Origin of the sequence: Streptomyces yangpuensis, assembly GCF_001005295.1 — a bacterium.
Lineage (GTDB): Bacteria > Actinomycetota > Actinomycetes > Streptomycetales > Streptomycetaceae > Streptomyces > Streptomyces yangpuensis.
Window position 1 is genome coordinate 499,663 of the sequence record NZ_LBMK01000005.1, and the last position, 25,203, is coordinate 524,865.

Sequence of the window (25,203 nt, forward strand, 5' to 3'; positions counted from 1 at the left end):
CCCTCCTGACCGGCCGTTCCCCTTCGTCCCTGACCCCGCCCCACCCCCGCCCCGCCCCGTCCCGCCCCGGAAGGAAGTCCACGGCATGGCCTCTTCGGCACGCGCCAGCCGCGCCCGGGCCCAGCTCACCCTCAAGGAGCCCCCGGCCTCGGTCGGGGCCAAGCCCGGCGGGACGATCGCCCGCCTCGACCTGCAGTTCAACCCCTCGACCCTGCAGCTGGGCAAGACCACCGAGTGGCGGCGGTCCCCGTCCCGGATGGCGGGCCAGTCGGCGCTGCCCGAGTTCGTGGGCAGCGGCCCGCGCACCCTCAGCCTGGAGGTGTTCCTGGACGCCACCGCCAAGCACGACAACTCCGTCGAGCAGGCGGTGGAGAAGCTGATGAAGGCGTGCGTGCCGACCCCGGCCAGCCTGGGCCGCAAGAAGCCCGCGAGCCCCTGGGTGCGCTTCGAGTGGGGCAGCGCGCGGACGACCTCCTTCGACGGGGTGCTGTCCAACCTGTCGGTGTCGTACACGCTCTTCGACGTGGACGGGAAGCCGCTGCGGGCCACCTGCTCCCTCTCCATCGAGGAGGCGAGCGTCGACCCGCCCGGCCAGAACCCGACCTCCGGCTCCCGCACCGCCCGCAGCACGCACACCCTGGTGGCGGGCGACAGCCTGGCCATGCTGGCCTGGCGCGAATACGGCGACGCGACGGCCTGGCGGGTCATCGCGGAGGCCAACGGCATAGACGACCCCATGGCACTCGTCCCCGGCACCGAGATCGTGGTGCCGGGCACGCGTGACCAGCACGGCGAGGAGGAACAGCGGTGAGCGGGTCCGAGCCCGGAGGCCGGTCGTTCGCGGCCGACCCCATCGTGGAAGCCCCCGGCGAACTGCCGCAGATCTGGGCGGCGCAGCTCGTCTCCTGCGTCGTCGACGAGAACGTGGGCCTGCCCGACACCGCGGTCCTCACCTACCGCGACCCCGACCACGAGTTCCTGCGCGCCACCGGCATCACCATCGGCACCCCGCTGCGGGTGTCGGTGGCGACCGTGAAGGGACAGGCCCGGGAACGGCTGTTCAACGGCGAGGTCACCGCCCTGGAGATCGACCGGGACCGCACCGGCTCGTTCACCGTCGTACGCGCCTACTCCAAGGCGCACCGGCTCCAGCGCGGCCGCAAGGTCGTCGCGTACCGGAACATGACGGCCGCCGCCATCGTCCGCAAGGTGGCCGCCGGAGCGGGGCTCGCCGTCGGGAAGGTGGAGGCCGCGCCGGTCACGTACAAGCAGCTGTCCCAGGCGAACGTCTCCGACTGGGACTTCCTGCAGTACCTCGCCGGCGAGAGCGGCGCACAGGTACGCGTCGACGACCAGGGCCTGCTGCAGTTCACCCGGCCCGTGAAGGCGTCCGGGGCGCCCGCCCCGTCGACGTCTGCGGTCCGCGACCCGATGGTCCTGGAGTACGGGCGCAACCTCCTCGCCCTGCGGGCCGCCCTGTCGGCCGCCGACGGCGCCTCCAAGGTGCAGGTCCGCGGCTGGGACGTGACCACGAAGCGGCCGCTGGTCGCCGAGCACCCGTCCGTCGTCAGCGACACCGTGGTGCCGGGCCTCGGCCCGCAGACCGCCGCACGCTTCGGGACGGCCGCCGTGTCCGTCACCGACACCCCTTACCGCACCCAGGCCGAGACCACGGCGGTCGCGAAGGCCACGGCCGCCCAGATCAGCTCCGGCTTCGGTGAACTGGAGGCCGTGGCCGAGGGCAACCCGCTGCTGCGGGCCGGCAAACCGGTCGCGCTCGGCAACGTCGGGCAGGCCTTCTCCGGCCGGTACACGGCGACAGCGGTGCAGCACGTCCTGGAACCGCACGGCGGCTTCCGCACGACCGTGTGGGTCAGCGCCAGCCCCGACCGCTCCCTGACCGGCCTGGTGACCGGCGCCAACGCACCCGGCCGGGGCCCCCGCATCCCCGGTCTGGCGATCGGCGTGGTGACGGACGTACGCGAACCGAACGGCTCCCAGCGCGGTGCGGTCCGGCTGAAGTTCCCCTGGCTGGACGACACCTACGTCACCGACTGGGTGCGCAGCGTCCAGTGGGGCGGCAAGGGCGGCGGCGGGGTGGTCAGCCCCGAGGTCAACGACGAGGTGCTGGTCGGGTTCGAGCAGGGCCTGCTCGACAGCCCGTACGTCATCGGCGGCCTCTACAACGGCGTCGACCAGCCCTCACCGCACGACGTTCCACTGATCGACAAGACCAGCGGCAAGGTCAACCGCCGCTCGATCGTGTCGCGTTCGGGCCACCGCGTGGAACTGCTCGACGCGGCGGCGCCCGGCCCCTCCGGGCTGCGGCTGGTGACCGGGGACGAGCGGCTCGAAGTACGCATGGACGACCGCCGGGACCGCATCGAGCTCACCGTGTACGCGGGCCGGGGCCGGCCGCTGACCTCCGTCTCCATGGACAAGAACGGCATCACGCTCGACGCCCGGCAGGGCACCGTGAAGGTGTCCGGCCGGCAGGTCGACATCGACGGCACCGCCGGGGTCAGCATCGGCGGCCGGTCGGTGAAGGTGAACGGCACCACGGACGTCACCGTCGACGGCGGCCTGCTCGCCGTCCTCAAGGCCCGCCTCATCCGCATCAACTGACCTTCCCCGCCGACCCCTTGCAGCACGACCGCCCACCCCTTGCAGCACGACCACCGTCCCCGAGGAGCATCCGATGCCAGCCGCGGCCCGTACCGGCGACCCCACCAACCACGGTGGCCGGCTCGCCACGCCACCGCCCGGCGCCGCCGCGCGGGTGGCCACGGTGCTGATCGGCGGCCGGCCCGCCGCCGTCGTGGGCAGCCTGCACGTCTGCGTGGTCCCGCCGCACGCCGCCCTCGGCCCCGCCAACGTGATCGTGCCGAACCCGGCCGCACTCACCGCGGGAACGGTCCTCATCGGCGGCCTCCCCGCCGCCCGCGCCCGCGACCAGACCGCCTGCGGCGCACAGATCCTCACCGGCGCCATGAACGTCCTGATCGGAGGCGTGTGATGAGCGAACGCTTCATCGGCCGCGGCTGGGCGTTCCCCCTGCGGGTCGGCCCGACCGGCGGGATCGCCATGGTCGAACGCGAACGCGAACTGGAGGAGGCCATCCGCCTCGTCCTGGGCACCGCCCCCGGCGAACGGCCCATGCGGCCCGAGTTCGGCTGCGGCATCCACGAGTACGTCTTCGCCCCCGGCGACGGCGACACCGCCGGCCGGGTCGCCCAGCAGGTACGCGAAGCCCTGGAACGGTGGGAGCCCCGGATCACCGTCGACGACGTCGTCGTCGCCTTCGACGCCGTCGAGGCGGGCACCCTCTACATCGATGTGCACTACACGGTGCGCACCACCAACGACCGGCGCAACCTGGTCTTCCCCTTCTACACGATCCCCTCCGAGGAGGGGGCCGAGGAAATGGTCGCGGACTGATGGCCCTGCCCTCCCCCAACCTGGACGACCGACGGTTCCAGCAGCTCGTCGACGAGGCGAAGCGGTACGTGCAGCAGCGCGCCCCCGAGTGGACCGACCACAACGTCTCCGACCCCGGCGTCACCCTCATCGAGACGTTCGCCTACCTCGTCGACCAGCTCCTGTACCGGCTCAACCGGGTCCCGGACAAGAACTACCTGGCGTTCCTGGACCTGCTGGGCATCCAGCTGTACCCGCCCTCGGCCGCCACCGCCGACGTCGACTTCTGGCTGTCGGCCCCCCAGCCCGACACCGTCACCCTGCCCGCCGGCACCGAGGTGACGACCGAGGTGACCACCGCAGCCGGCGACACCGAGGAAGCCGTGGTCTTCGCCACCACCGACGACCTGCGGATCCTGCCCAGCGAACTGACCGGACTGGTCACCGCGCCCCGCACCGGCGAGCCCGCCGACCGGACCGGCGCGCTCACCGAGGGACGCGACATCCCCTGCTTCCAGGCGACGCCCGAACCCGGCGACGCCCTGCTCTTCGGCCTGCCGACAGCGGTGCCGCGCTGCATCGTCGCCGTGCGCCTCGACAGCCGCGTCGAAGGCGTCGGCGTCGACCCGCGCCAGCCCCCGCTGGTCTGGGAGGCGTGGGACGGCGGCCGCTGGCAGCGCTGCGCCACCGACTCCGACAGCACCGGCGGCCTCAACCGGCCCGGCGAGATCATCGTGTACGTCCCCGCCGGACACACCGCGTCCGTCATCGGCGGGACCCGCGCCGGCTGGCTGCGCTGCCGGGTCACCGAACCCGAGCCCGGCCAGCCCTTCTACTCCGAGTCCCCGACCGTCCGCGAGGCCGCCGTCTTCACCGTCGGCGGCACCATGACCGTCGAGCACGCCGAACGCGTGAGCGACGTCCCCCTCGGCACCTCGGAGGGCGTCGCCGGGCAGAGCTTCCGCCTCGGCCGGCCGCCCGTACTCCTCGACGGGGAACCTCCGGTCGTGGAGGTGTCCTCCCCCGACGGCTGGCAGCGCTGGGAGATCGTCGAGCACTTCGGCCGCTCCGGACCCGACGACCGGCACGTCCGCGTGGACGCCACCACCGGCGAGTTCTCCTTCCCGCCCGTGCTGCGCGAGGCCGACGGCAGCCTGCGCCCCTGCGGCGCCGTACCCCCCAAGGGCGCGCAGATCCGGGTGGCCCGCCACCGCACCGGCGGCGGCCCCGCGGGCAACGTCTCGCGCGGCGCGATCTCCGTCCTGCGCAGCTCCGTCCCGTACGTCGCCCGGGTCACCAACCGGGAGGCGGCGCGCGGCGGTGTCGCCGGGGAGACCATCGACAACGCCAAGCTGCGCGCCCCCGAAGCCCTGCGCATGCAGGAACGCGCGGTGACGGCCGAGGACTTCGAGATCATCGCCCGCCGGGCGGCGCCCTCGGTCCGCCGGGTCCGCTGCCTGCCCGCCACCGACGGCGGGCGCGGCGCGGGCTCGGTACGGGTCCTGGTGGTGCCGGACGCGGTCGCCGACGAGGGCGACCGGCTCCGCTTCGAGCAGCTGATCCCCTCCGACCAGGTCCTCGCCGCGATCACCACGGCCCTCGACGAACGGCGCCTGATCGGCACCAGCCTCGTCGTGGAACCGCCCGTCTACCAGGGCGTCACCGTCGTCGCCCGGCTCTCGGCGCCCGCCGCCGACGCCGACCGGGTGCGCGACGCGGCGCTCGCCGCGCTGTTCCGGCACCTCAACCCGCTGCACGGCGGGCCCGACGGCACGGGCTGGCCGTTCGGCCGGCCCGTGCAGTACGGGGAGGTGTTCGGGGTACTGCAACGCGCCGTCGGGGACGTCCTGGTGGAGGAGATCCGGCTGTTCGCCGCCGACCCGATCACCGGGCGGCGCGGGGCCCCCGTCGACCGCATCGACGTCGGCGCGGGCACGCTCGTCTTCTCCTACCAGCACCAGGTCGTCGTCACCGAGCAGGAGGTGCACGGATGAGCCGGGCCGCCGTACCCGGCCTGCCCAGCCGGCACCCGATCGGCGGGCAACTGCCCGCGCTGTACGCCGACGACGACTTCGCCCAGCGGTTCACGGCGGGCCTGGACACCGTCCTGGCCCCGGTGTTCACGACCCTCGACAACCTGCCCTCGTACTTCGACCCCCGGCTGGCCCCGGCCGACTTCCTCGCCTGGCTGGCCTCCTGGGTCGGCGGTGCGGACGACCCGGACTGGCCGGCCGCGCTGCGGCGCGAGGCGGTGGCCCGCGCGGTGGAACTGCACCGGTGGCGCGGCACCCGGCGCGGGCTCGTCGAGGCCCTGCGGCTGGTCCTCGGCGTGTCCGCCGACGTCAGCGGTGACGGCGCGGCCGTCTGGTCCCGCACAAACGGCACCGAGCCGACCCCGGCGGCGGCCGGGGAGGTCCTCGTACGGGTGTGGCCGCGCGGCGGCCCGGGCGCCGCGCCCGAGGTGGACGCGGACCGGGTCCGCGCGCTGGTCCGCACCCTGTGCCCCGTCCACACGCTCTGCCGGGTGGAGATCCTGCCCGGCCCGCCCGCGACCGAAGGGAGCTGACCCCGATGCGCACATGCCCTGCCTGCGGATCGCCGACCGCCCCGACGGAAGACTTCTGCCCCAACTGCGGCGCCTACCTCAACTGGTCGCCCCCCACCCCCCGCAACGGTGCGGGCACGCCCGGGCAGAACGAACCCCGGAACGACCCACCCCGGAACGACACGACCGGAGCCGGCACCCCCCAGGAGCCCACCCCTCAGGCGGGCACGCCCCAGAAGGACACCCACCAGGGGGCCACCCCTGCGGCCGACGCACCCCGGCAGAGCACGGACCGGACCGGGACAGCCGGAAACGGCACCCACCAGGGGGCCACCCCTCGGGCCGACGCGCCGCAGACCGGCACCCCAAGGCAGGACACGGCCCAGGCAGACACTTCCCAGGAGGCCACCGCCCATAGGGCCACGCCCCCGGGCGGAACGCCCCGCCAGGACACACCCGGCGAGGCCACCGCGCCCGGCGGAACAGCCCAGGACGGCACGCCCGAGGAGGCCACCCCCCAGGGCACGGCACCCGGAGCCCAGGGCCACCTGCCCCGGCACGGCCGGACGGCCCAGGGCGGAACGCCCCGACAGAGCACCGCCCCGGAAGCGACGCCTCCGGGCGGCACGCCCCGACAGGGCATGCCCGGCGCCGCCGCCCCCGGCGGAACGCACCCGGGGGGCGCGACCGAGGCGGCCGCCCCCCAAGGCCGGACGGCCCAGGAGGGTGTTCCTCACGGCGGCGCAGCCCAAGACGATGCCCAGGGCGGCACCGTCCCGGAGCGGGACGGCTCTCCCGCCTCCCCTCCGACCACCGGGGTGGAACCCGGCGCGCCCGCGCCCGCCGCAGCGAACCGGTGGCTGTCCTGGCTGCGCAGGCGGCCCAACCCGCCCGCACCCGCGGCGGACCGGGCCCGTAGCCCGGAACACGCGGCCGACCCCGACCCAGTGGCGGACGCCCGCACGGCGGGCCCGGCCGCCGGCGCCGGGCCGGTGGCACCCGCGCCGACGGCGGACGGGGGCCGCGGCCCGGAGCACACGGCCGGCCCCCAGCCCGTGGCACCCGCACCCGCGGCGGATTCGGGCCGCGGCGCGGAACGGGCCAGCGGGGCCGGGCCGGTGGCACCTGTACACCCAGCGGCAGCGTCACCCGCTCCCGTGCTGCCCGGCGTGCCCGTCGCGCCGCGGCCCGTCGTACGGCCGCTCGCCGTGAGCGACAACATCTCCGGCGTGCCGTGCCCGGCCTGCGGGACGCCCAACCCGCCGGACCGCCGTTTCTGCCGCCGCTGCGCGGCTCCGCTGACGCCCTCCACCATCGCGGCCCCGCTGCCCTGGTGGCGCACGGTCTGGCCGCTGCGCCGCCGGACCCGGGCCGGCTCCGGCCGCCTGGTCCGCTTCCTGGTGGTCCTGACCGTCGTACTGGCCCTGTGCGCGGCCGGGTTCCTGCTGCTGCCCGCCGGGCAGCACCTCGTACAGGACACCCTGGACAAGCTCGGCAAGGCCAAGGCCGTCACCCCGACCCGCGCCCAGGCGAGCGCCGAACTCCCCGGGCACCCCGTGGGCCTGAGCACGGACGGCCTCAGCAACCGCTACTGGGCCGCGCCCGGCCCCGGCACCTCGGCGACGTACACCTTCGGCAAGCCGTTCCGTCTGGTCGCCGTGATCATCACCAACGGCGCCTCGCCCGCCCCCGAGGAGTACGCGAAGCAGGGCCGGGCACTGCGGATCGACATGGAGGTGACGGACCGGGACGGCGCCACGGTCCACAAGCAGCTCGTCCTCAGCGACAAGCCGGGCCCGCAGACGTTCCCCACCGGCATCAGCGATGTCGCGACGGTCCGGCTGACCCTCCAGGAGCCCGCCGGTTCGGCTCCGGAGCGCCCTCTCGCCCTGGCGGAGGTGGAGTTCTTCCAGCGCAGCTGAGGCAGCTGAAACACCGCCGACGCGGCACCGCCGACGCGACACCGCCCCGCCTACACGCCCGCCCGGAGCGTCTCGGCGGGCAGGATACGGGCGGCCGCCAGGGCCGGGTACAGCCCGGCGGCCAGCCCCACCACGAGGCCCACCAGCGGCCCCGCCGTCGTCAGGACGGGGTCGAGGACCACCAGCCAGTTCTTGGCCAGGCAGGTCACGGCGGTGATCTGGATGCCCAGGACCGTGCCGACGACACCGCCGGCGAGCCCGACCAGACCGCTCTCGATGCAGAACTGCCCGGCGACCGCCCGCCGGGAGGCACCCAGGGCACGGCGCAGGCCGATCTCCGAGCGCCGCTCCAGGACGGACACGTAGGCGGTGTTGCTGACACCCAGCGCACCCACGCCCAGGGAGACGGCGGCCAGGCCCAGGAACAGGGCCCGGGTCTGCGACTCGACGCCCTGGCGCAGCGACCGGGGGTCCGGCGGCACCAGCGCGACGAGCTTGTCCGGTGCACCCGGGGCCAGGGCGAAGGGGGCCTCGGCGCCGATCTGGTCGGCGGCACCCAGATCCGTACGGATGATCATTTCGGCGGGGGCGAAGCCCAGACCGGCCGGGTCCTGGAGGGCCGCCCAGTAGGGGACGACGACGGAGCCGGTGAGGTCGGTGTCGCCGGTGGGGGCGCGGAAGACGCCGAGCACGCTGAACGCGACACCGTTGACGTGGATCACGGAGTTGCCGGCCCCGCCGTCGACGGTCAGCCGGGACGCGGCGGCCGTGTCGATCAGCGCCACCCGCTCCCGCCGCGCGTCGTGCCCGGTGTCGAACCACCGGCCCTGGGTGAGTTCGGCCGACATGGCCGGCAGGGCGTCGGGCTGGGCAGCCAGGACCGTCCCCTCGGGCAGGTCGTTCGACCCGCCCGACGCCAGCCGGGAGACCACCGGCTGCTCACCGGCCTTGCTGACGAGACCCGCGGTGCGGACGCCGTTGAGGCCGCGTACCCGCTGGGCGTCGCCGCCGTCGGGCCGCGGCCGGACCCCGGCGACCGGTTCCGACGGGTACTTGACCGTCACCCGGGTCGCCTTGAGGGCGTCGAACTGGTCGGAGACGGCGCCGGCCGCACTGGCGGTGATGCCCAGCGTGGCGAGTGCCGCGGCCAGCCCCACGGAGATGCCCACCATCGTCAGCAGGGTGCGGAACCTGCGGCCGAACAGCGCGAGGAACGCCTGGACGAGCAGGTCCGCGGCGGACGTCCGGGGGGCCGCGGGCGCCGTCCCCTCCGCGTCCGGTCCGGCCTCCACGTCCGCGGACCGCTCACGTGTCCTGCGGCTACGAAACACGGCCGTCCACCACCTTGAAGACGCGGTCGGCGCGGGCCGCGACCTCGGGTTCGTGCGTGACGACGACGACGGCCCGGTCCTGCGCCACCAGTCCGGTCAGCAGGTCCATGACGCGGGCGGAGTTGGCGGTGTCCAGGTTGCCGGTCGGCTCGTCGCACAGCACCACGGCGGGCCGGTGGACGATCGCCCGCGCGACCGCGACCCGCTGCCGCTCCCCGCCGGACAGGGTGGTGGGACGGACGTCGAGGCGGTGTCCGAGGCCCACGGATTCCAGGGCCGCGACGGCCTGCGGCCGCCGCCGGGCGCGGGGCACGCCGAGGTGCACGAGCGGCAGGGCCACGTTCTGTACGCAGGTGAGGTGCGGGACCAGGTGGAAGGCCTGGAAGACGAAGCCGAGCGTCGAGGCGCGCAGCGCGGTGCGGGCCCGTTCGGACAGGTCGGTGGTGTCCCTGCCCTGCAGCAGGTAGCGGCCGCGGGTGGGGACGTCGAGCAGTCCGAGCACGCTCAGCAGCGTGGACTTCCCCGAGCCGGAGGGGCCGACGATCGCGGCGAGCCGGCCGGGCCGGATGTCGAGCGTGACGTCGGTGAGCGCGTGCACGGGCGGCGGCCCCGGGTACGTCTTGGCGATGCCGGCCATCTCGATGACGGGGGCCGGGTCGAGAGCCGGGCCGCCGGCCGGACCGGCCGCCGGGTCGACAGCCCGGCCGGCCGCCGGGCCGCCGGCCGGGTCAGTCATCGGTGCCCCCTTCGGCGCCGTCCGCCGCCTTTCCGCGGCGCACGAGGACCACCGTCTCGCCGGCGCCGAGGTTCGCGTCGAGCGCGGTGACCGCGGTGAGCCCCTCATGGGTGAACAGCACCTCGACAGGGACGTCGCGCTCCTTGCCGCCGTCGCTGACGGTGACCGTGGACCCGCCGCCGAGGTCGGTCCACACGGCCGACACCGGAACGGTCAGCGCGCCCTTGGGGCTGCGCCGCAGCTCCACGCTGATCTGCTGGACCGCGCCCTCCTTGGCCTCGGCCCCGCTGGGGACGAACAGCGCCTCGTGCTGACCTGCGCCGGCGCCACCACCCCCACCCGCGCCGTTGCCGCCTCCCGCGCCCGCCGTACCCGCCGTACCCGCGGCGCCTGACGTGCCTGCGCCGTCCTGTCCGCCGGTCTTCGCGTTCCCCTGCTGGTCGCCGCTCTTGGCGTCGGCGGGGCCGGCGAGGGAGCCCAGGCTGCCTTCCCGGCCCTCGTAGGGGCCGGTGCCGAAGCGGATCACCGCGTCGTCCGGCAGATCGCGCAGCCGGGTGCGCTGGTCCGCGGTGAGGGTCGCCCGCACCTGGCGGCCGCCGCTTCCGAGGACGACGAGCGGCTTGTCGGCCGCGTCCCCGACCGCCGCGGTGACCTGCACCACCGCGGCGGGCAGGGTGCTGACGTACGCGACCTCCGCGGCCGGCAGCAGTTCCCCGGCCTTGGCGGGTCCGGAGGCCGGCGGCGCGTCGGAGCCGCGGGCGGGCGGCGCGCTCGCGCCTGCCTTGGTACCGGGGGCCGCGCCCGTGCCGCCGTCGGTCTCCGCGCCGCCGCGGGGCGCGCTGCCGCCGCCGGACGCGCCGGACGGGGCACCGCCCCCGCCCGTACCGCCCCCGCCGGCACCGCCGCCGCCCTGGCTCTGGCCCTGCCCGGAGGGCGCCTCGTACCCGGCCGCCGCGTACAGCTTGCGTACCGCCTCGACGGTGGCCGGTCCGTACGTGCCGTTCACGGCGGTCCCGTACAACGGCTGCAGCGCGCGCTGCAGTTGCTGGACGTCTGGGCCCTTGTCACCTGCCTTCAGGTCCCGGTACGCGGGGAAGCGCCCCGGGAGCAGCAGGACCGGCCGGCCGGACACCTCGGCGACGACCGCGCCGGCCTTGAGGGTCTTGCCCATGGCCGCGGGCAGACCCGTCACGACCGCGCGGCTGGTGCCCTGCGGCTGGACGCCGGCGATGGTGGTCCGTGAGGCCGTCTCGACCTTCCCGGTCAGTTCCATCCTCTCGACGAGCTGCTGGCCGGAGACCTTCCCCGTGATCCGGGAGGGCGGCGGCGCCGCCGCGTTCGAGGCACGCTGCTCGGGTGTTCTGGCCTGGGACGCGATCCACCAGACCGATCCGGAACTTCCGAACAGCACGACGACGGCGGCGGCGATGACGAGGGCCCTCCTGGACCGGTGCCGGGCCCGCCCGCCGGACGGCTCGGCCGCCTGGGGCTCCTCGGGGTGTTCGAGGCTCATCACGGTATTACGACGTCTCTCGCAGTAGTTCCTGTGCCTTGGCCTTGGCTTTCGTGATGAGTTCCAGCCAGGCGGTGATCTCCGCTTCGTGCTTCACCAGCGAATCGGCGGACGCCTTGCTCTTCGCCTCCCGCGCCTTCGCGTTGAGCCCGACCTTCGTACCGCAATCGGCATCGGTGGTGGCCTGCTTGATCTCGGCGCGCTGCGCATTGTCGAGCGCCGCGGTATCACCGTCCGGGACGTTCGCATAATGCGAAAGTGCCGCCTCCCTGGCCTTCTCGGGAGTCGGAATCTCCGGATAGCCGCCGGCCTTCATGCAGGAGGCCCATTCCGACAACGCCTTCTGATATGCGTCGTCGTCTCCGAGAATGCGCGCGCTGTCCTGTTTCACGGTGTTGTACACCGTCCAGTTGAGCCGCAGGTATTCCTTCACGTCTCCGTACACGGCCTTGAGGGTCTCGCCGCGGCAGCCCTTCGACGGCACCATGACCTTGCCGCCGCCGAAGTCGAACTCGACCCCGCCCTCGGGCTTGTCGACGTAGCCGTCCATGGCCATGCTGTGGGCCCGCTTGACGTCCTCGGGCAGCGCGTCGAAGTCGTCGCCGGCCTCCTGGGTCTTCTGGTTCTCCGACCGGCGCGGGTCCGCGCCGTAGCCCACGGTGCGCGCGGCCTCGGACGTCGGGGTGAGGTCCTCACTGCGCTTCCGGCCCTTGTTGCTGTTGGTGCCGTCGGACGGGAAGACCTTGAAGCCCTGGTCGTTCATGCACTTGCGGATCAGCTTGGTCTCGGCCTCACGCTCCTGATCCAGCGCCTCGTCGGCACTGTCGAGCGCGGCCTGGGCCCGGCGGGCCGTCTCCATGTCCTTGGGGGACTCCTCCGAGCAGGCGGAGGCGGAGCCCGTCAACACCGCCACCACCGCGATCGCCGTCACAACCCGGGTGCGCTTGTTCAATGTCCGTGTCCTCCGGAGGGTGCGGCCGGGCCGCCCCCGCAGCTGCGGGGGCGGCCCGGCCTTCGAGCGATGGTCAGCAGCGCGAGCCGTCGTTCAGCGTGTTGCTCGCACCATCGTCGTTGGCGTCCCAGTAGTAGTTCACGGAACCACCGGGAATGAGACAGATTTCGACGCCCAGCGACATCCAGCGACCGCCGTAGGTCTTGGAGGACTGGCCGCGCCGGTTCCACCAGGAGCTGTCGGCCTCGTAGACGGCCGGCATGTCGATGTCCCAGCGCGCGGACTCGTACTTCGTCCGGTACATCGAGTTGTTCTTGGAGAAGTCCCGGTCCTTGTAGATGCAGAAATTGCCGTCGTAGCAGGTACGGTCCACGGCCGATGCGGACGGTGCCGCGGCGACGACGCCGGCGACGGCCGCCATCGCGATGAATCCGGCCGAAATCCTCTTACTGAGCACTCGTTACTCCCCCTCGTCGGGTGGTGACTGATGCAGTGAGAGGGCAGGGCAGCCGAAGCCCTTCCCCCCGGTCGGCTGATAGCCAGGCTAGGCCACGCCGATCGGAAGTCAAAGGTCAATTCCCTTTGCAACAGGGACCGTTGACGTTTGGAATTGATCATTCAGTGTTCGATATCCGCCCCGGCCGCCCTCCATTTCGGTGTGCCGCCCGCGCTTCGGCCAGGGCCCCGGCGCAGGTCAGCCACGCCCGGGGCGCGGCGGGGCGGCACAGGCGGACACTGTCCGGATGCGCGCCACCCGGACGGGCCACGAACACGCGCAAGAAAATCCCGGCGTCCGCCGCCCCCCGCCGCCCTCCGACGCCCCTTCGTCACACCGTGGAGGCGCCCCTTGACGTGCAGTCATGAACCGCCGCCCGGCGTGCCCCACCCGAGCCTCGACCGGCGCCACCGGGTGGGGCCGAAGGCCCCGGCCCCGGTCACTGCCCCGGCCCCGGCCTCGGCCCCGCCCCGGTCACGCCGTCAGGATGATCCGCCCGCGCACCCCCGGCGTCGCCAGCCGCTCGTGCGCCTTCGCCGCCTCGGCGAGCGGGAAGACCTCCGCGACCCGCAGCGTCAGCGCACCCTCCTCGACGAGGGCCACCAGACGTGCCAGCAGCTCCCCGTCCGCGGCGACCTCCTGCTCCTCGACCCGGATGCCGCGCTCCGCCGCCGGGGCGTGGTTCGGGATCAGGCCGACGTAGACCCCGCCGTCACGGACGAGGGCCAGCGCGTCCCCGCCCACGACGGCCGCGTCCAGCACCCCGTCCACCGGCCCGGCCGGAGCCCCGCCGCGCGGGACGAAGGCGGCCGCGCCCAGCGACCGTACGAGCTCCTCGTCGTCCGGCCCCGCCAGAGCCGTCACCACCAGACCGGCCCGCGCGGCGAGCTGCACCGCCAGTCCGCCGACCACCCCTGCGGCGCCGGTGACCAGCACCGACGAGCCGGGGGCGAGCCCCAGCTGGTCCACCGCGCGGGCCGCGGTCAGACCGGCCAGCGGCAGCGCCGCCGCGGCCGGCACCTCCACCCCGGTCGGCGCGGCGGCCACCGCGCCCGCGTCGAGCACCACGTACTCGGCGTGCGTGCCCAGCGGCTTCACCGCGCCGTAGTGCAGGCCCACCACCCGGTCCCCGCGGCTCCAGCCGGTCACCCCCGGGCCGGTCTCGTCGATCTCCCCCGCGACGTCCCAGCCGAGACCGAGCCGCTCTCCCGCGCCGCCGAAGATCCCGGAGCGGACCCCGGCGTCCACCGGATTGAGCCCGGCGGCCGCCACCCGGACCCTGACCTGTCCCGCCGCCGGGCGCGGCACCGGCACCTCGGCCAGTTCGACCCGCTCCGGGCCGCCGAACCCGTTCACCACGGCCGCGGCCATCGTCCGTACCGTCTGCTGCTCGCTCATCGTTCTCCCCGTTCCGTTCCGTTGTCTTCGCTCGTTCCGATGACCACTAACCTAGGGAGAGGTACTCTCCTTTCGTAAGTACGTACTCGAAGGTGCGTACCCGACCCGGAAGTGGGTGCCCCATGGCCACCAGCACCGCCGCCGCCCGCCGCGAGGAAGCCCGGGCCGCCTACGACGCCTTCCTCAAGGAGTGCCCGACCGGCCAGCTCCTCGCCCGCATCAGCGACAAGTGGGTCGGCCTCGTCGTCAGCGCCCTCGGCGAGGCCGACGACCGCTCCATGCGCTACAGCGACCTCGGCCGCAGGATCCCCGGCGTCAGCCAGAAGATGCTCACCCAGACCCTGCGCTCCCTCGAACGCGACGGCCTCGTCACCCGCCACGTCACCCCCACCGTCCCCGTCCGCGTCGACTACCGGCTCACCGACCTCGGCAGCAGCCTCGGCTGTCTCCTCTCCTCCGTGAAGGACTGGGCCGAGAACCACTTCGACGAGGTCAGCGCCCACCGGGACACCTACGACCGGGCCGCCGCGGCCTCCTGAAATCAGGGGCGACCGGCCACCCCGCAATGGCATGCTGACAGGGTGAACGGACCCGGTATTCAGCTCACCCTCGCCCCCGAACTGCGCCTCTTCGCCCCGCCCAGCCGGCGCGCGGACCGCGTACCGACCGCGACCGACGGCGCCTCCAGCCTCGGCCACGTCGTCGAATCCGCCGGAGTCCCGCTCACCGAGGTCGGCCGCCTCCTCGTCGACGGCCACGAGGTCCCCGTCTCCTACGTGCCCCGGGACGGCCAGAGCGTCGAGGTCCTCGGCGTCGAGCGCCCCCAGCACGTCCACGGCGCCCCGCTCCGCTTCCTCCTCGACGTCCACCTCGGCACTCTCGCCCGCCGCCTGCGCCTGCTCGGCGTCGACGCCGCCTACGAGAACGAGGACATCGGCGACCCCGCCCTGGCCACCCGCTCCGCCGCCGAACAGCGCGTCCTGCTCTCCCGCGACCGCGGCCTGCTCCGCCGCCGCGAGATCTTCGCCGGCGCGTACGTCTACAGCGACAACCCCGACGAGCAACTGCGCGACGTACTGGGCCGCTTCGCCCCCGCCCTCGCCCCCTGGACCCGCTGCACCGCCTGCAACGGTCCCCTCCACGAAGCCGACAAGGAGAGCGTCGGCGACCGCCTGGAACACGGCACGCACCGCTCCTACGACGTCTTCGCCCAATGCGCCGCCTGCGAACGCGTCTACTGGCGCGGCGCCCACCACGCCCGGCTGGAACGCATCGTCGACGAAGCCCTGATCGAGTTCGGCCCGGCCTGACGCCCCCCGCGCGGGCGGGCAGCCGCCGGGCCACGGCTGCACGGCCGCGGGCCGGGCATGTGGCCGAGGCCGGGCTACGGGTGTGCGGCCGGGGGCCCGGAACCGGAGCCGACGGAAGCGACACCGCCCAGTCCAGCCCGGCCCGGGCCCTACCGCAGCCTCGACCGCGGCCCGGGCCCCGCCCCGGTTCAGCCGCGGCCCCGACCGCGGTCAGACCAGGACCCGGCGGCTAGTGCTGTAACCGGAAAGGTTCACCGGGTCACAGCACTAGAAGGAGTAGGCGTCGCCGGTGTCCAGGGCTAGCACCACGTGGTCGTCGTTCGCGTGGTTCCGGTCCGTCGCACCGCCGTTCCACCATGTGTCCACCCGCACCACCACCTCCGGCACCCGCTCCCGCAGCTCCAGCGCCAGCCCCACGTGCCGGCCCCGCCCGCGCAGCGGCATCGGCCCCGTCTCGCACACGACCTCCCGCAGACCGGCCCGCGCACAGCCCTCCGCCAGCTGCTGCCGGTCCGCCAGGTCCGCCGACAGCCGCACCCGCAGCGTCGCGTTCGGCAGCGCGGCCGGACCGTCGTTCTCCGGGACCAGCCACACCCTCAGCTGCGACCCCGACAGGGCCACCCGGCCGTGGTACGAGACGTCCGCCTCCGGCCCGGCCCACCCCGAACCCCACGCCTGCGCCGGCCCGGGCACACCCGCCCCGANCCTCCTCCTCGCGTCTCGCGTCTCGCGTCTCGCGTCTCGCGTCTCGCGCGGAGGCTAGCCCCGACCGGCCCCGATAAGTCGGACCATCACACGAACGAGGGCGCGCCCACCCCCATCTGCCCTGCGTACCTTTGAGCCATGCTGATCGCCCGCTCCGCCGCCCTCTTCTCCCTCGCCGCCCTCCTGGAGATCGGCGGCGCCTGGCTCGTCTGGCAGGGCGTCCGCGAACACAAGGGCTGGGCCTGGATCGGCGCCGGCGTGATCGCCCTCGGCCTCTACGGCTTCGTCGCCACCCTCCAGCCCCAGGGCGACTTCGCCCGGGTCCTCGCCGCCTACGGCGGGGTCTTCGTCGCGGGCTCCCTCGCCTGGGGCGCCGTCGCCGACGGCTACCGCCCCGACCGCTGGGACATCGTCGGCGCCCTCGTCTGCCTCGCCGGAATGGCCGTGATCATGTACGCCCCGCGCAACCGCTGAGCCGCCCCGCCGCGCCTATGCTGGCGGGTAATCGCCCGTACGAACGACCGAGGAGCCCGCACATGAGCACGGCCGCCACCCGAACCGCCGTAGTCACCGGTGCGAGCAGCGGCATCGGCGCGGCCACCGCCCGGCAGCTCGCCTCGGCCGGCTACCACGTCGTCCTCACCGCCCGCCGCAAGGACCGCATCGAAGCCCTGGCCGCGGAACTCACCGAGGCCGGCCACTCCGCGACCGCCCACGCCCTCGACGTCACCGACCGCGCCGCCGTCCACGCCCTCGCCGCCTCCCTCGACCGCTGCGACGTCCTCGTCAACAACGCCGGCGGCGCCATCGGCGCCGAGCCCGTCGCCACCGGCGACCCGGCCGACTGGCGCACCATGTACGAGGTCAACGTCATCGGCACGCTCAACGTCACCCAGGCCCTGCTCCCCGCCCTCACCGCTTCCGGCGACGGCACGGTCGTGGTCCTCTCCTCCACCGCCGGCCACGCCACGTACGAGGGCGGCGCCGGCTACGTCGCCGCCAAGAACGGCGCCCGCGTCCTCGCCGAGACCCTCCGCCTGGAGATCGTCGGCCAGCCCGTACGCGTCATCGAGATCGCCCCCGGCATGGTCCGGACGGAGGAGTTCGCGAAGACCCGCTTCCGCGGCGACGCGGAGAAGGCGGCCAAGGTCTACGCGGGCGTCGCCGAGCCCCTGACCGCCGACGACGTGGCCGACACCATCACCTGGGCCGTCACCCGCCCCAGCCACGTCAACATCGACCTCCTGGTGGTCCGCCCCCGCGCCCAGGCCTCGAACACCAAGGTCCACCGCGACCTCTAGGCCCTCTCCGGCACCCCTTCAGATGCGCCATCAGGCCCGCCGGAGCCCCAGCCCGGCGGCCCCCGCCCGGTCAACCCTCTTACACCGGAAGGGAGTTGCGATCCGGGCTCCGCCGAGGCCCATACGGGTGAATGCGCGCGGTATGCCGGCGGGCGCGGCTACGATCCGAAAGCGTGAGCCCCCAGAGGGAGGAAGCTATGGCCGTGATGCAGCACGAGACCACGATCGCCGAAGCCGCCGATCGACTCTCCAAGGAGCTTCCCGGACACCGAGTGGAAATCCTCCAGGGGAGGCTCACCGTGACACCACCCGCCGACGGAGCGCACTCGGAGACGCTCACGTGGCTCATCGAGGAGTTCGCGGCAGCCGGGGCCAGAAAGGCCGGACTGAAGTACCTCCAGACCATCGGCATCGCACTGCCGACCGGGCCGGACGACTTCGCCATCCCCGACTTCGCCCTGGTCGAGGCGGATTACAAGCGCACCCGGGCGGCCTACAACTGCTACTCCCCCGAAGCCTTCCGCCTGATCGTCGAGGTCACCTCCTCGAACTGGTCGGACGACATCGGCATCAAGGTCGAGAGCTACGCCAGGGCCGGCGTTCCCGTCTACGTCATCGCCGACCGCCACCACGACGAGGTCGTCCTCCACACGGACCCCCGCAACGGCGCCTACCGCCTCCGCAAGGCCTTCAAGCGGGGCACATCCGTCCCGCTCCCCGAGTCCCTCGGGGTCTCCGTGGAACTCTCGGTGGATCTCCTCCTCGACGGCGACGAGGACTGAAGCACGCGGAGGGGCCCGGACCGGTCTGCACCGGTCCGGGCCCCTCCACTCCCCCGAAAGCCCGAGAGCCGCGCCGGCCGCGCCCGGGCCTCAGACATCAGCCCTCAGGCCTCAGCCCTTGACGCAGATGACCTGCTTGAGCTTCGCCACGACCTGGACGAGGTCGGTCTGCTGGTCGATGACCTGCTCGATCGACTTGTAGGCACCCGGGATCTCGTCCACGACGCCCGCGTCCTTACGGCACTCGACACCCTTCGTCTGCTCCGCCAGGTCGCGCGCCGAGAACTTCTTCTTCGCCGCCGTCCGGCTCATCTTCCGGCCCGCGCCGTGCGAGGCCGAGTTGAAGGACTTCTCGTTTCCGAGCCCCTTCACGATGTACGAGCCCGTGCCCATCGAGCCGGGGATGATCCCGTAGTCACCGCTCCCGGCGCGGATCGCGCCCTTACGGGTGACCAGCAGGTCCATGCCGTCGTACCGCTCCTCCGCCACGTAGTTGTGGTGGCAGCTGATCTCGCGGTCGAAGGAGACCTTCGCCTTGCGGAACTCCTTGCGGACGACCTCCTTGAACAGGCTCATCATCGCCGCACGGTTGAACTTCGCGTACTCCTGCGCCCAGAAGAGGTCATTGCGGTACGCCTCCATCTCGGGCGTCGCCGCGAGGAAGACCGCCAGGTCCCGGTCGACCAGGTTCTGGTTGTGCGCAAGGCCCCGGGCCACGCCGATGTGGTGCGCCGCGAGCTCGTTGCCGATGTTCCGGGAACCGGAGTGCAGCATCAACCAGACCGAACCTGACTCATCGAGACAGAACTCGATGAAGTGGTTGCCGCTTCCGAGCGTTCCGATCTGCTTCGTAGCACGTTCCTGACGGAATTTGACCGCATCGGTGAGGTGGTCGAACCGCTTCCACAGGTCCTCGTACCCCTCCACCGAGAAGCCGTACAGCCGCGACGGGTCCACCGCCTCCTTGTGAAGGCCCATCCCCACCGGGATCGCCTGCTCGATCTTCGAGCGGAGCCTGGAGAGGTCGCCCGGGAGGTCGTTCGCCGTCAGGGAGGTCTTCACCGCGGACATGCCGCAGCCGATGTCCACACCCACCGCCGCCGGGCAGACCGCGTCCTTCATGGCGATCACCGAGCCGACCGTGGCCCCCTTGCCGTAGTGGACGTCCGGCATGACGGCCAGGCCCTTGATCCACGGAAGGGTGGCGACGTTGTGGAGCTGCTGCATCGCGCCGGCCTCGACCGACGCCGGGTCGGTCCACATCCTGATCGGGACCTGGGCCCCCGGTACCTCTACGAACGACATAAGGAATCAATCCCCCGAAACCAACAGAAAGGTGAGAATGCGCAAAAGCCTCGCTCTTGATCCCAAATACGACAGGGGACCGGCGCCAGCACCAGCGTGTGCGATAGACATTGTGTCCAGCCGCACTCAAGTCGCGGCAACGCATTTTCCTGACCGGCGGGGGTCCGCGGGTCGAAGGGAGCCAGTGGACGTGCAGCGCAAAGCGGTACGGCGAGTCCTGCCCGGCATCGCGATGCTCACCGCGCTCGTGGCCGGTTCGGCCGGCCTGACCGGGTGCACCGGCGGGAGCACCGGGGGCAGCACCAGCGACTCGAAGGCCGGCGGCAGCTCCGCCGCGCCCGCCCAGCCGGGCAAGTACCGCAGCCTGCCCGCACCCTGCAGGGCGGCCGCCGACAGCAAGAAGCTGAAGGCCATGCTGCCCGCGCCGGACAGCCTCACCGCCGAACAGCGCGACCAGTTGTACGCGGGCGTCGCCGACAGCTCGTACGACGGCGACCGGCACGTCGGCTGCCGCTGGACCGCGCAGACCCCGGAGGAGACCCGGCTGCTGTCGGTCGGCTTCGAGCGCGTCGTCTCCTACGACCGCGGCGCCAGCGACGACGACAAGGCGAAGCAGGTCTACGTACGCCTGCTCACCGACGCACACCTCCCCTTCCCCGGCCCGGCCACGCCGCCCAGCCCGGGCGCCGCCAACCCGGCCAACCCCGCGACCCCCGCCCCCGGCAACCCCGTCGCCTCCGCACCCCCGCCCGCCGCACCGCCCGCGAGCGGCGCGCCGTCGGCCGGTGCGCCCGCGGCCGGTGCGCCCGCGCCCGGAGCATCGGCGGCCTCCGGGACGCCCGCCCCCGGCGCGAGCCCGTCCCCCCAGCCCGAACTCGGCTCCCGCGTCCTCGAAGGACTCGGCACCGAGGCGTTCCTGGACGACAAGCTGAGCCCGGCCGGGGCGACGGCCGCGCAGTCCCGCACCGTGCGGATTGTGTTCCGTACCTCGAATGTCATCGTCAAGGTCGAGTACAGCGTGCAGCCGACCCTGCCCGGCGCGGTCCCGCCGAGCGGCGAAACCCAGGAAAAAGCAAGGCAGTTGGCGCAGGCTCTCGCCGAACGGCTCAACGAGTGAGCCGTGCGCGCCACGCCCGGGCGTGACGGCGCGCACAGCAGTCGACCACCCGATCGGGCTACCGTTGCCCGGGTCCCGCGTCCGAAGAAGACCCCCGAAGCACTGAAGGAACCATGCACCGATCAGCCTCGCGCCTCACCCGCGTTCTCGCCTGCGCAGCCGTCCCGGTGATCCTCACCGTGGCCGGGTGTTCCTCCGACTCGGGCAAGGAGTCGGCCGCCAAGGACGACAAGAAGTCCGGTTCGTCCGCTTCCGCGAAGCCCGGCGAGAAGAAGCCCAAGCCGGAGCTGGAGAAGGCGGCCTTCGCCACCCTCCCGGACCCCTGCAAGGCGATCCAGGGCGGCACGATAGACAACCTCGTCCCGGAGGCGAAGGACAAGAACGGAACGGCGACCAAGTCGAACGACCTGGCCAGCCGCGCCAGCTGCTCCTGGAACGGCCTGGACGAGGACGGCCTGAAGGGCTCGCAGTACCGCTGGCTCTCCCTCTCCTTCTTCCGCACCGACTCGCACGCCTCGCTCGGCGGCGCGAACAAGCGGGCCGAGGAGCAGTACGGCAAGCAGGTCGAGGGCGCGAAGGCCACCGAGGGCGCGCAGAACGTGAAGGCCGAGCCCGCCGAGGGCCTGGGCGACCAGGGCACCTCGGTCGCCTACTCGGTGAAGAAGGACGTCGACTTCTTCAACACGACGATCGTGGCGCGCACCCAGAACGTCGTGATCACGCTCGACTACAACGGTGCCGCCTACGAGGGCGCCGGCGCCCCGGACCACGGGAAGCTGCTGCAGGACGCGCTCGCCGCGGCGAAGGAGGCCGTGGGCTCGGTGGCGGGTGCCAACAAGCCCGCGGAGCAGCCGCAGGCCCCCCAGCCCCAGTAGGAGCGGCACCAGGTCGGGGCCTCCTGGAGCGCTGAGTTCCAGTCACCCGTACGCTGTGCCTGCCGCAGCACTGTAAAGGCTCGGTAAGCGCTCGGCGCGCAGCGCGCTCGGCACTCGTCGCTCAGCGCTCGGTTTGTGCTCGACAAGGGGAGGGGATCGCGGGTGGCCGCGATGCAGCTGACTCGTACGCACCGAATACTCATCGGTGTCGTGGTCGCCGGAGCCGTCGTCATCGCGGGCATCGGCTTCGCGGGCTCGTACGCCGCGGTGCGCGAGCTGGCGGAGAAGAAGGGCTTCGGCAGCTTCTCCCTGGTGTTCCCGATAGGCATCGACGCCGGTATCTGCGTCCTTCTGGCGCTGGACCTGCTGCTGACCTGGATGCGGATCCCCTTCCCCCTGCTGCGCCAGACGGCGTGGCTGCTGACGGCGGCGACGATCGCGTTCAACGGCGCGGCGTCGTGGCCGGATCCGCTCGGTGTGGGCATGCACGCCGTGATCCCGATCCTGTTCGTGGTGACGGTGGAGGCCGCCCGGCACGCGGTGGGCCGGATCGCGGACATCACGGCGGACCGGCACATGGAGGGCGTGCGCATCACCCGGTGGCTGCTGTCGCCGCTTCCCACGTTCAAGCTGTGGCGCCGGATGAAGCTGTGGGAGCTGCGCTCCTACGAGCAGGCGATCGGCATGGAGCAGGACCGGCTGATCTACCAGGCGCGGCTGCAGGCCCGGTACGGGCGTTTCTGGCGGCAGAAGGCGCCGGTGGAGGCGCTGATGCCGCTGAAGCTGGCCCGGATCGGTGTCCCGCTGTCGCAGACGGCGCCGGACGCGCTGGCGGCGACCGGGATCGACCCGGCGGTGCTGCCGCCGCTGGAGCAGCAGCTCGCGGGCGCGGGTGCGGCTCCGGCCCTGGAGGCCTCGGCGGCGGGCGCGGTGGCGGGCCCGGTGGCGGGCGCCCCGGAGTGGGACGCTCCGGCCCAGCAGCCCCAACAGCCCCAGCAGACACACCAGGCCCAGCCGCAGCAGCTCTCGGCCCAGGTCCAGCAGGTGGCGCCCGCGGCGGCCACCCCCCACGCCGCGCCGCCGTTCGCGGTGGACCCGACGGCGATGCCCGCGGCGCACAACAGCGCCTGGTTCGCCGCACCGAAGGCCCCGCAGGCGGCGTACGAGGGCGGCTACAACCCGCAGTACGTCGAGGGGCTGGAGCCGACTCCGGTCCTGCCGCCGATGGGCCCGGACGACCAGCAGGCGCAGCAGCTCCCGGTTCCGGAGCCGCGTCACGAGGCGGCTCCGGACGGGTACCTCCCGGAGCAGGTGCCGGAGGCGGAGTCCCCGGACGAGGTCGAGTTCGCGCAGATCGCGTACAAGGTGTTCTGTGCGCTGGCCGAGGAGACGCAGGACTATCCGACCGCCGAGGCCCTCGACATAGTGCTGGCGGACCGTTATGGCGTGACGCACCCGCGCAGTGGTTCGCTCCTGCGGCGGATGATCGCGTCGTTCCGGCAGCAGCACCACAAGGACCGGGAGGCCGAGCCGGCGTAGCGGCAGGCAGACAGGTGTCTCCATGCGGAAGGCCCGCACCCGAGCTCGGGTGCGGGCCTTCCGCATACGGCGTGCCCGGGCGCGGCCCGTGGCGGGGTCTCAGACGGCGAGCAGCTTGCGCACGCGGTCCGCACCCACCGCCAGCAGCAGCGTGGGCAGGCGCGGCCCGGTCTCCCGGGTCACGAGGAGCCGGTAGAGCAGGGCGAAGAAGGTGCGCTGCGCGACCTTGAGTTCGGGGGTGGGCTTGGCGTCGGGCTCCAGTCCTGCCATGACCTTCGGGACGCCGTAGACGAGCGTGGTGAGCCCGTCGAGCGACCAGTGCGAGTCGAGGCCGTCCAGGAGCAGGCGCAGCGATTCGCGGCCCTCGTCGTCCAGGGAGGAGAGCAGCTCGGTGTCGGCGTCCTCGCGTACGAGGGTGCGCTGGTCGGCCGGGACCTGGGTGGTGATCCAGTTCTCGGCGCGGTCCAGGCGCGGCCGTACCTCGTCGAGGGAGGTGAGCGGCTTGTCCGGCTCCAGGTCGGAGAGGATGCGCAGGGTCTGCTCGTCGTGCCCGGCGGTGATGTCGACGACCGACGCGAGGGTGCGGTAGGGCATCGGGCGCGGGGTGCGCGGCAGCTCGTGGGAGGCGACGCGTACGGCGCGGGCGTGGGCGGCGGCGTCGGCGGGCAGCACGCTGCCGTCCGCGACCTTGCCCTCCAGCTTGTCCCACTCGTCGTACAGGCGCTGGATCTCCTGGTCGAAGGCGATCTTGAAGGACTGGTTGGGCCGGCGGCGGGCGTAGAGCCAGCGCAGGAGCTGCGGCTCCATGATCTGCAGGGCGTCGCCGGGGGTGAAGACCCCGCCCTTGCTGGAGGACATCTTGGCCATGCCGCTGATGCCGACGAAGGCGTACATCGGGCCGATGGGCTGCTCGCCGCCGAAGATGTGGACGATCTGGCCGCCGACCTGGAAGGAGGAGCCGGGCGAGGAGTGGTCGACGCCGGAGGGCTCGAAGATCACGCCCTCGAAGGCCCAGCGCATCGGCCAGTCGACCTTCCAGACGAGCTTGCCGCGGTTGAACTCGCTGAGCTTGACCGTCTCGGTGAACTCGTCCTCGGTGCAGACGTAGGTCATCTCGGTCGTCTCGTCGTCGTACGAGGTGACCTTGGTGAAGTCCTTGCCGCACTGGCCGCAGTACGGCTTGTACGGGAAGTAGCCGCCCTCGCCGGCGCTGCCGTCGTCCTCGGCTGCGGCGCCGGAGCCCTCGGCGGCCTCCAGCTCGGCCTCGTCGACCTGCTTCTGCTGGGGCTTCTTGCCGCCGGGCTTGACCTTGGTGCGGTACTGGGCGAGGACGGCGTCGATGTCGCCGCGGTGCTTCATCGCGTGCAGGATCTGCTCGCGGTAGACACCGGTGGTGTACTGCTCGGTCTGGCTGATCGGGTCGTACTCGACGCCGAGCTCGGCCAGGGACTCGGCCATGGCGGCCTTGAAGTGCTCGGCCCAGTTCGGGTACGCGGAGCCCTCGGGGGCGGGGACGGCGGTCAGCGGGCGCCCGATGTGCTGGGCGTGCGACTCCTCGGTGACGCCGGGGATGCCCTTGGGGACCTTGCGGAAGCGGTCGTAGTCGTCCCAGGAGATGAGGTGGCGGACCTCGTGGCCACGGCGGCGGATCTCGTCGGCGACCAGGTGCGGGGTCATGACCTCGCGGAGGTTGCCCAGGTGGACCGGGCCGGAGGGGGAGAGTCCGGACGCGACGACGACTGCTTTGCCCGGGGCTCGGCGCTCCGCCTCGGCGATGACCTCGTCCGCGAAACGGGAGACCCAGTCGGTCTCGGTGCTGCTCTGCGCGCTCTGAGCCACGACACGTCCTTCTATCTCGAATGCTGGCTACGGCCATTCTCCCAGACGGAACGGGCCACTCCGGGGTTGCTTCCACCCAGTGATATCCCGAGAAACGGATGGCGGCCGCGTGGGATACTC

23 protein-coding genes are annotated in these 25,203 nt (G+C 73.0%); 15 read left to right on the forward strand and 8 right to left on the reverse strand.

The annotated features are described in order from the left end of the window. Positions 1-85: 85 nt before the first annotated feature. The 7 genes from AAT21_RS26160 (at position 86) to AAT21_RS26190 (ending at position 7,884) form a co-directional block, all read left to right on the forward strand. Positions 86-811 carry a CIS tube protein gene (locus AAT21_RS26160; protein WP_046779355.1) on the forward strand — a complete coding sequence of 242 codons (726 nt, stop codon included), beginning with the start codon at positions 86-88 and terminating at the stop codon, positions 809-811. Next, positions 808-2,625, forward strand: a complete 1,818-nt coding sequence (locus AAT21_RS26165; protein ID WP_046779356.1) for a VgrG-related protein — start codon at positions 808-810, stop codon at positions 2,623-2,625. The genes AAT21_RS26160 and AAT21_RS26165 overlap by 4 nt, the downstream gene beginning before the upstream one ends. A 73-nt stretch (positions 2,626-2,698) precedes the next feature. Continuing rightward, positions 2,699-3,016, forward strand: a complete 318-nt coding sequence (locus tag AAT21_RS26170; RefSeq protein ID WP_046779357.1) for a PAAR domain-containing protein — start codon at positions 2,699-2,701, stop codon at positions 3,014-3,016. Continuing rightward, positions 3,016-3,438 (forward strand): GPW/gp25 family protein, encoded by a 423-nt coding sequence (locus tag AAT21_RS26175; RefSeq protein ID WP_030664125.1) that lies wholly within the window; start codon positions 3,016-3,018, stop codon positions 3,436-3,438. Before AAT21_RS26170 ends, AAT21_RS26175 begins: the two co-directional genes overlap by 1 nt. Next, positions 3,438-5,411: a putative baseplate assembly protein gene (locus tag AAT21_RS26180; protein ID WP_046779358.1), complete on the forward strand. Its 1,974-nt coding sequence runs from the start codon at positions 3,438-3,440 to the stop codon at positions 5,409-5,411. Before AAT21_RS26175 ends, AAT21_RS26180 begins: the two co-directional genes overlap by 1 nt. Then, entirely contained in the window at positions 5,408-5,983 is a 576-nt protein-coding gene (locus tag AAT21_RS26185; RefSeq protein ID WP_046779359.1) for a phage tail protein, read from the forward strand. The genes AAT21_RS26180 and AAT21_RS26185 overlap by 4 nt, the downstream gene beginning before the upstream one ends. Positions 5,984-7,131: 1,148 nt before the next feature. Beyond that, positions 7,132-7,884 carry a zinc ribbon domain-containing protein gene (locus tag AAT21_RS26190; RefSeq protein WP_235439226.1) on the forward strand — a complete coding sequence of 251 codons (753 nt, stop codon included), beginning with the start codon at positions 7,132-7,134 and terminating at the stop codon, positions 7,882-7,884. Positions 7,885-7,934: 50 nt separating this feature from the next. Here the strand turns inward: AAT21_RS26190 and AAT21_RS26195 are convergent, their stop codons facing one another. From AAT21_RS26195 to AAT21_RS26220, 6 genes are all read right to left on the reverse strand, one after another. Further along, positions 7,935-9,215, reverse strand: a complete 1,281-nt coding sequence (locus AAT21_RS26195) for an ABC transporter permease (protein WP_157879790.1) — start codon at positions 9,213-9,215, stop codon at positions 7,935-7,937. After that, positions 9,205-9,951, reverse strand: a complete 747-nt coding sequence (locus tag AAT21_RS26200) for an ABC transporter ATP-binding protein (protein WP_107081386.1) — start codon at positions 9,949-9,951, stop codon at positions 9,205-9,207. The genes AAT21_RS26195 and AAT21_RS26200 overlap by 11 nt, the downstream gene beginning before the upstream one ends. Continuing rightward, entirely contained in the window at positions 9,944-11,464 is a 1,521-nt protein-coding gene (locus AAT21_RS37080) for a peptidoglycan-binding domain-containing protein (RefSeq protein ID WP_052757991.1), read from the reverse strand. The genes AAT21_RS26200 and AAT21_RS37080 overlap by 8 nt, the downstream gene beginning before the upstream one ends. A 7-nt stretch (positions 11,465-11,471) precedes the next feature. After that, the gene (locus AAT21_RS26210; RefSeq protein WP_046779361.1) at positions 11,472-12,416 is read right to left on the reverse strand and encodes a hypothetical protein; all 945 of its coding nucleotides are present in this window, start codon (positions 12,414-12,416) and stop codon (positions 11,472-11,474) included. Positions 12,417-12,489: 73 nt separating this feature from the next. Beyond that, positions 12,490-12,873 carry a peptidase inhibitor family I36 protein gene (locus tag AAT21_RS26215; protein ID WP_143568903.1) on the reverse strand — a complete coding sequence of 128 codons (384 nt, stop codon included), beginning with the start codon at positions 12,871-12,873 and terminating at the stop codon, positions 12,490-12,492. 513 nt (positions 12,874-13,386) lie between these two features. Continuing rightward, entirely contained in the window at positions 13,387-14,283 is an 897-nt protein-coding gene (locus tag AAT21_RS26220; protein ID WP_046779467.1) for an NADP-dependent oxidoreductase, read from the reverse strand. A 149-nt stretch (positions 14,284-14,432) separates the two neighbouring features. Here AAT21_RS26220 and AAT21_RS26225 point away from each other — a divergent pair, with 149 nt between their 5' ends. The 5 genes from AAT21_RS26225 (at position 14,433) to AAT21_RS26250 (ending at position 18,408) form a co-directional block, all read left to right on the forward strand. Continuing rightward, positions 14,433-14,849, forward strand: coding sequence for a winged helix-turn-helix transcriptional regulator (locus tag AAT21_RS26225; RefSeq protein ID WP_046779363.1), 417 nt, complete (start codon positions 14,433-14,435; stop codon positions 14,847-14,849). A gap of 42 nt (positions 14,850-14,891) precedes the next feature. Beyond that, positions 14,892-15,620, forward strand: coding sequence for a Mut7-C RNAse domain-containing protein (locus AAT21_RS26230; protein ID WP_046779364.1), 729 nt, complete (start codon positions 14,892-14,894; stop codon positions 15,618-15,620). Positions 15,621-16,463: 843 nt separating this feature from the next. Continuing rightward, a complete protein-coding gene (locus tag AAT21_RS26240) occupies positions 16,464-16,799 on the forward strand; it encodes a YnfA family protein (RefSeq protein WP_046779366.1) in 336 nt (111 codons plus the stop codon). Positions 16,800-16,861: 62 nt separating this feature from the next. Next, entirely contained in the window at positions 16,862-17,626 is a 765-nt protein-coding gene (locus tag AAT21_RS26245) for an SDR family NAD(P)-dependent oxidoreductase (protein WP_046779367.1), read from the forward strand. 197 nt (positions 17,627-17,823) lie between these two features. Next, positions 17,824-18,408 carry a Uma2 family endonuclease gene (locus tag AAT21_RS26250; protein ID WP_046779368.1) on the forward strand — a complete coding sequence of 195 codons (585 nt, stop codon included), beginning with the start codon at positions 17,824-17,826 and terminating at the stop codon, positions 18,406-18,408. 111 nt (positions 18,409-18,519) lie between these two features. On the opposite strand, the gene AAT21_RS26255 is transcribed toward AAT21_RS26250, so the two are convergent. After that, the gene (locus AAT21_RS26255; protein ID WP_046779369.1) at positions 18,520-19,713 is read right to left on the reverse strand and encodes an RtcB family protein; all 1,194 of its coding nucleotides are present in this window, start codon (positions 19,711-19,713) and stop codon (positions 18,520-18,522) included. 190 nt (positions 19,714-19,903) lie between these two features. On the opposite strand from AAT21_RS26255, the gene AAT21_RS26260 reads away from it, so the two are divergent. The 3 genes from AAT21_RS26260 (at position 19,904) to AAT21_RS26270 (ending at position 23,244) form a co-directional block, all read left to right on the forward strand. Then, entirely contained in the window at positions 19,904-20,830 is a 927-nt protein-coding gene (locus tag AAT21_RS26260) for a hypothetical protein (protein ID WP_046779468.1), read from the forward strand. A 113-nt stretch (positions 20,831-20,943) separates the two neighbouring features. Then, positions 20,944-21,705 carry a DUF3558 domain-containing protein gene (locus AAT21_RS26265; RefSeq protein WP_046779370.1) on the forward strand — a complete coding sequence of 254 codons (762 nt, stop codon included), beginning with the start codon at positions 20,944-20,946 and terminating at the stop codon, positions 21,703-21,705. 162 nt (positions 21,706-21,867) lie between these two features. Then, positions 21,868-23,244 (forward strand): DUF2637 domain-containing protein, encoded by a 1,377-nt coding sequence (locus AAT21_RS26270; RefSeq protein WP_046779371.1) that lies wholly within the window; start codon positions 21,868-21,870, stop codon positions 23,242-23,244. A 99-nt stretch (positions 23,245-23,343) separates the two neighbouring features. Here AAT21_RS26270 and lysS read toward each other — a convergent pair whose 3' ends face one another. After that, positions 23,344-25,083 carry a lysine--tRNA ligase gene (lysS, locus tag AAT21_RS26275; RefSeq protein WP_046779372.1) on the reverse strand — a complete coding sequence of 580 codons (1,740 nt, stop codon included), beginning with the start codon at positions 25,081-25,083 and terminating at the stop codon, positions 23,344-23,346. Positions 25,084-25,203: the final 120 nt, after the last annotated feature.

Excerpts from the sequence above, each read along its gene's own strand:
- AAT21_RS26160 (WP_046779355.1), top strand. The coding sequence starts at position 86 with ATGGCCTCTTCGGCACGCGCCAGCCGCGCCCGGGCCCAGCTCACCCTC.
- AAT21_RS26170 (WP_046779357.1), top strand. The coding sequence starts at position 2,699 with ATGCCAGCCGCGGCCCGTACCGGCGACCCCACCAACCACGGTGGCCGG.
- AAT21_RS26175 (WP_030664125.1), top strand. The coding sequence starts at position 3,016 with ATGAGCGAACGCTTCATCGGCCGCGGCTGGGCGTTCCCCCTGCGGGTC.
- AAT21_RS26180 (WP_046779358.1), top strand. The coding sequence starts at position 3,438 with ATGGCCCTGCCCTCCCCCAACCTGGACGACCGACGGTTCCAGCAGCTC.
- AAT21_RS26185 (WP_046779359.1), top strand. The coding sequence starts at position 5,408 with ATGAGCCGGGCCGCCGTACCCGGCCTGCCCAGCCGGCACCCGATCGGC.
- AAT21_RS26200 (WP_107081386.1), bottom strand. The coding sequence starts at position 9,951 with ATGACTGACCCGGCCGGCGGCCCGGCGGCCGGCCGGGCTGTCGACCCG.
- AAT21_RS37080 (WP_052757991.1), bottom strand. The coding sequence starts at position 11,464 with ATGAGCCTCGAACACCCCGAGGAGCCCCAGGCGGCCGAGCCGTCCGGC.
- AAT21_RS26220 (WP_046779467.1), bottom strand. The coding sequence starts at position 14,283 with ATGGCCGCGGCCGTGGTGAACGGGTTCGGCGGCCCGGAGCGGGTCGAA.
- AAT21_RS26225 (WP_046779363.1), top strand. The coding sequence starts at position 14,433 with ATGGCCACCAGCACCGCCGCCGCCCGCCGCGAGGAAGCCCGGGCCGCC.
- AAT21_RS26240 (WP_046779366.1), top strand. The coding sequence starts at position 16,464 with ATGCTGATCGCCCGCTCCGCCGCCCTCTTCTCCCTCGCCGCCCTCCTG.
- AAT21_RS26245 (WP_046779367.1), top strand. The coding sequence starts at position 16,862 with ATGAGCACGGCCGCCACCCGAACCGCCGTAGTCACCGGTGCGAGCAGC.
- AAT21_RS26250 (WP_046779368.1), top strand. The coding sequence starts at position 17,824 with ATGGCCGTGATGCAGCACGAGACCACGATCGCCGAAGCCGCCGATCGA.
- AAT21_RS26255 (WP_046779369.1), bottom strand. The coding sequence starts at position 19,713 with ATGTCGTTCGTAGAGGTACCGGGGGCCCAGGTCCCGATCAGGATGTGG.
- AAT21_RS26265 (WP_046779370.1), top strand. The coding sequence starts at position 20,944 with ATGCACCGATCAGCCTCGCGCCTCACCCGCGTTCTCGCCTGCGCAGCC.